Source organism: Tateyamaria pelophila, assembly GCF_019966495.1.
In the GTDB taxonomy this organism is placed as follows: Bacteria; Pseudomonadota; Alphaproteobacteria; order Rhodobacterales; family Rhodobacteraceae; genus Tateyamaria; species Tateyamaria pelophila.
Window position 1 is genome coordinate 1 of the sequence record NZ_JAIMIA010000203.1, and the last position, 4,981, is coordinate 4,981.

Below are 4,981 nucleotides of genomic sequence, written 5' to 3' on the forward strand. Positions count from 1 at the left end.
GGTAAAAGATACTTGATCCGCAGGCCTGATCAGGCGATCTTCGCGTCAGATGGCAGGCCACTTGGGGAATGTCGGTTCAGACTGGTAATTCTCCAAGCGTAAATCAGACATCCGCCACATCTCACGCGATGATATGATCATTTCTGAACGGCTGTGGTTTGATGTTGTGCCAGCCCCTCATCAAGGACGGAGAGCCGTTATCAGGTCATCACCTATGACAAGAGCGACCCGGACGCGGTGGACTCCGAAGCCCTTACTAGGATCAGACAAGAAAGCGGAGATACTTGCTTTCGGCGGCAAGATCTCTGCAGGCGCACCCATTGATGCGGCAACATGTTTTTTTGAAATCGCGATCGAATGCTGCGAATGGGTCGACAAGAACCTTTTTTGGCGTCCGGTTATTCGACTTTGCCCGAACATTAGGTCATTGGGTATTCGGCAAACCCGCAGCACTTAAAAGTTTCTGCGCTGTTCCGACCAATACGGCGAGTCCCGGTACCGGCGTTCTTGATTGTAAAATAGAGCGCGCGTTTGCTGGTTTGCTGCAAAGACATCGGAAATTTGTGCGCAGTAGAGTTGCATCGCCTTGTAGGCTTCCCCCTCATCGTCAGTTTGCTGTGACTTGCAGATCGCATCGCGTGCCTTGATCGCGCTGTAAAAGGCAAAATGCAGTCCTTGAGATGACAGTGGATCGAAGCTGAGAGCGGCATCTCCCACTGCCAGCCAGCGTTTTCCCGCGATATTTGGGCTGAGCGCCACGCTTGCATCGCAGCTGTACAGCGGTCCGATGAGCGCTGCGCCGTCCGACAGGCTGTCTCGCTGCGCTTGTTTCAAAAAAAGATCTGGCCGTCGGAAATAATGGCTGACGCTATCGGGCAAGCCATGAAAGGCGACCACCCGTTGTTGCCCGGGTAAAGGTGCCGTGTACCACCACCCATGGGCGACGGATTTTACCTGTGTCACCCGCTCAATTGTGTGGTGAGGGTCATTGAGCCACCCAACAACGGCCATCTGCGTGTTTCGCTTGCGCGGCGCCGAGGCAACGCGCCGCACGAGCCAAGCCTTGCGCCCTGTCGCATCGATAAGGCGCGGGCTTTGGATCTCGAATGGGCCCTGTTTGCCCTGCGCGCGCACGCGGAACTGCGCACCATTGTCAGAAACCTCCAGCAACCTGCCTTCGTGAAAAGGAATGCCGCGCTTTCCCGCAAGCGCCAAAAGCTCTTTTTCAAAGCTGTGTCTCAGGATGTGCCATCCACCGCCTTCGGGATCGCGCAGGCTGTCATGATAAGTCCAGATCTCGCTGCCCCACGCGGACTTCTTGGCGTTGCAATGCAGGAAGTTTTCGACGCTGAGAACGTCTTCCAATCCGTCCAGACCAAGCGTGCGAAACAGTCGGAGAATGGAAGCGGGCAGAAACTCTCCGACCTTCGGGCCCTCGCCCACGGTTTCGCCGATCAGGCACACGTTCAGGCCTGATTGGCTGAGGGCCAACGCTGCGGCAATGCCTGCCGGACCTACGCCCAGGACTGCTATGTCGGCGCAGTACACATCATTGGCCCCGGAGCTTTATGGTCATGAACTCTTGCCGTTGTTCCTCGCTGAACCATCCCGCCTCCTGAAGCAGACGATCATGGAACCCCAGTTTGGCATAACGCTCGGTGAACTTCTTGTGAGCCTGTTCCAGTTCGCCTTCTTTGACCGGCGTCAGGTTTTCCACATAAACATGCTCCGGCAGCCAATCCATATCGTCCGGTCTTGGCCGCGCTTCCAAGACGCCCAGATCGCCAAAGTGATGGATCATGTACATCATTTGCTCAGGCGCCGGGTCTTGGGACGGCAATTGGCGCAACCATGAAGGTCGGTTGTGGAAGGCCGCAATGCGCTCGTCCATGGGCCGCTTGGTGTCGCACAGGGTCTGGTAGTCGATATAGGTCATCACTTGGTTGGGCACACGCGCGGGCCAATAGGTTGGCACGTAAGGATCGTATTCCATCTCGTAGCCTGAGCGGCAATAGGCCGTATCGCCCTGCCATGGAAGCGCCATCCATCGGGTCAGATCGCCCGGACCCTGATCATAAAGCGGTCCGCCCATCCTCAGAACCTCGGTTTGCGTGAGGTTCGGGCCATAGCTGGGATCCGTCTTGCCCGACGCCCGCTCTCTGATGCGATAAGGCGCGCGATACATGGAGGCGTGACGCATCGGCCATGTCAGTTCGCACCCCGGGTGAAATGCATCGGCCAGACAGAAATGCATATTGGCACGATCCAGCATTTCGGGCTGCGCCTGCAAATCGACGTCTTCGAGTTTTTCGTATGGTTGGCTGGCGCCGTCATAGTCGCTAATGAAATCACCCTGCACCCAGCGTGTCATGATGTACTCATAATACGGCGGCAGACGGAGATAGCTCTGAGCGTCGATTTCGGTCTGGTCGTCCTGCGCCCCCGAATATCCGAACGTATCCCCGTATTCCCAGGGCCAGCTGCTTTGGTCCATGTCCTTACCGGTGGCACTTCGGAAGCTGTTGTAGATCGTGCGCCTGAGTTCGCCATACGGGTCCGGATACAGGCTGCTTTCGGGCGCAAAGGCGAGTTTGCGCATCAGCTGTGGATCTTCGAAATTCATCGGACCCTCTGCGCCAAACAGCGCCGAGATGCCCTTGTTGACCCATTGCAGAGCACTCATGCGTTCAAGGATCGGCTGGACGTGCGTGCGGAAGGATATCCGCTTGGGAAACTCCATCATGCCCGCGCCGATAGAAACGCTACGGATCAGGTCATCCATGGTCCGCCAGCTCGTCAGATCGGGTGCATAGTTGGGCGGCGCCGCAGTCACCCAGGCCGGGTCTGCCTCGAAATCCTTGTTGCCAATGCGCACGGTGGCATGCACCGGGCCGTCCGCGATATCGTCGTACCACCCTGCCGCATTGTTGAAGCTGGCCGGGTTCTGCGGATTATAGATCGGCTGGTTTGATGGGCTGGCCGAAACACCGTGCCCCGGAAAGACGAGCAATCTGCCGACCTCGTCTGTTCTGAGCTCGCCCAGATAGACCGGCGTGCCCTGAAAACTGCCCGTCATAGCGAAGGTCGAATCCTGCATCGACAGCCCGGAAATCTGGGTATGGCCGCCATCGATACATAAGGCATCGCGGCCCGCCCCATTCACCTTGGGATTGCGCAAGGGCACGGTGAGATGTTCGGTCGCCGGTATGTCCATGGCGGCGTCGAATTCGTACCACTGCGCCTTTTTGTTGGCGACGTGCACCGACCACATGATTTCTGAATTGTGCGCCTGCTGGATCTCGGCGACGACATTGCCGTATCTGTCGTAACCATAGACCCGGAACCGGGCGACCTGCCGTTTCAGCGCGCCGGCCGGATCTCGGCTCGCGCCGAATTTCGTCAATTCCGGATGCGTGACTTCGGGCCCGATATAATATCCGTCCTTGCCACCCATCTGGCTGTTGCCGACGCGTGCGACACCGATGCCGGGGTGAATGCGGACCTCGGTGATACGCTCGATCTGCTCTGCGCTCAGAGCGACGGGCGCAATCTCCGGCTTTTGGTGCGGGAATGGGCATTTGGGGTTTTCGATTTTTGGTGCGCCCGGCTTTTTCGGCTCTGTCTCGGGCTGGCCATTTTGCGCGCGGCGGTAATTCGCACTGGCCTGATAAACTGTCATTCGGGCATCGGCGATGCTGCCGACTGGAGCATTGGCCTCGGGAACACGTCCGATGTTGAACGCCAGCCAGTCGCCGTAGGTTTCCTGTTCCGCTTTGCTGATATCCTGTTTCGGCAATTTGATGGTGGCGACATGAACGGGAACAGCCTCGTCCTGATCCCAGATGACGGTTGCGCGGTCCAATGGGAAATGTTCGTCAATATATGTCTGACCAAGGTCTTTGGCGTCAGGCCGTTTCTGGATGTAGATTTCAAGCGTGGCCTCGCCTTTGGCCATGCGCCCTGCCAGATCCTTGCCCAGAAAATCCGGGTCATTGATGTCAGGATCACCTGCAAAGGTCGATGTGCCGGGCATCAATATATATTTGCAGTAAGACTTCCCCAACCGAAACGGCACAACGCTCCACAGGTCCGTGGCGAGTACGGAGCGGATTGGTTTCTCAAGCATATCCAACAGACTATTGGTGTCTGGCGCATTGCGCTGGGCCCACTCATCCCCCCACCCTTCAAAGCTGGCTTTGGTAAACTCACACATTTCCTTGGCGGTATCGACAAAGAAGAAAGGTACGTTTTGCAACAACAGGTCAGCGGTGTTCGCCCCGTCATCTGACACAAACTTCTCGCCTGGCATGTCGAAGATCTTGATGCCGATGCCAATGGTGCTCATCCAGTCAGGGCGCCCATCAGCAAGGTCGGAGGAATAGCGCACATAGACCGGGTGCTTTTTTCCCGGGTTGGCGAACAACCCGTGCTGGAGGTCTTCGGGAATGTCCTTGTTGAAAATGACTTCTCCCTTGAGCCCGCATTCCCCAAGTAGATCTCTGATTTCGCTGTCTTGAACGTGATATTTTCTATATATATCATGGCGTTGGTTGCTGCGGAGGATGTGTTTCATGGATCACCCAGAGGGTGCGGGCTTGCAGCGGGCAGATCGTGTGGATTTTGACCCTCGCGTGCGGCTGGAATTCCGGGGCGCTCAGCTCAGTTCGGATGGCGGCCTTCTGGTGATGCGCGAGCTTGATGACGCGCTCGGTCTGTCCAATCTGGCGTCTGCTGCCCTGTGCGATAATCGCCGTGGCAAGAACACGATCCACCGGCTCGACGGGCTGTTTCGGCAATCGGTCTACGGCCGGTTGGCAGGATACGGGGACGTCAATGACGCCGACCGTCTCGCGCTCGATCCCGTGATGCGCCAGGTTGTCGGTGGCCGTGCCGTCGATGCGCATGCCGCATCCACGTCGCAGATGGGCCGGTTCGAGACCGAGGGACTGGCGACCGCAGAGAACCGGGCGGCTCTGTCTGA

General features: G+C 57.5%; 3 protein-coding genes. 1 reads left to right on the plus strand and 2 read right to left on the minus strand.

Annotation, left to right across the window (positions count from 1 at the left end):
* Positions 1 to 453: 453 nt before the first annotated feature.
* Both LC354_RS26270 and LC354_RS26275 read right to left on the minus strand, forming a co-directional pair.
* Positions 454 to 1,548: an NAD(P)/FAD-dependent oxidoreductase gene (locus LC354_RS26270; RefSeq protein ID WP_223428913.1), complete on the minus strand. Its 1,095-nt coding sequence runs from the start codon at positions 1,546 to 1,548 to the stop codon at positions 454 to 456.
* Position 1,549: 1 nt separating this feature from the next.
* Positions 1,550 to 4,573 carry a LodA/GoxA family CTQ-dependent oxidase gene (locus tag LC354_RS26275; protein WP_223428914.1) on the minus strand — a complete coding sequence of 1,008 codons (3,024 nt, stop codon included), beginning with the start codon at positions 4,571 to 4,573 and terminating at the stop codon, positions 1,550 to 1,552.
* Between LC354_RS26275 and LC354_RS26280 the strand changes: the two genes are divergently transcribed.
* Positions 4,572 to 4,981: transposase (locus LC354_RS26280; RefSeq protein ID WP_223421634.1), on the plus strand; the 410-nt coding region annotated here is incomplete at its 3' end. The two genes, LC354_RS26275 and LC354_RS26280, sit on opposite strands and share 2 nt — an antisense overlap.

Bases quoted from the DNA above. Each gene is read 5' to 3' on its own strand.
- LC354_RS26275 (WP_223428914.1), bottom strand. From the start codon at position 4,573: ATGAAACACATCCTCCGCAGCAACCAACGCCATGATATATATAGAAAA.